At 53.9% G+C, this 245-nt stretch carries 1 protein-coding gene; it reads left to right on the forward strand.

The features are described 5' to 3' along the window. The coding region (locus AC0L27_RS41470) for an FCD domain-containing protein (RefSeq protein WP_473323927.1) at positions 1–245 on the forward strand (245 nt) is incomplete at both ends.

The following is a 245-nucleotide window of genomic DNA, read 5'->3' on the forward strand; positions in this document are numbered from 1 at the left end:
CTCCAGTATCAGATTGCCGTCACCGAAGCGGCCCACAATGTGGTTCTGCTTCATCTGCTAAGGTGTATGGAGCCGATGTTGGCCCAGAATGTCCGCCAGAACTTCGAATTGCTCTATTCGCGTCGCGAGATGCTGCCGCTGGTGAGTAGTCACCGCACCCGCATATTTGAAGCGATTATGGCCGGTAAGCCGGAAGAAGCGCGCGAAGCATCGCATCGCCATCTGGCCTTTATCGAAGAAATTTT

This window comes from Bradyrhizobium sp. Ken51, from assembly GCF_055807435.1.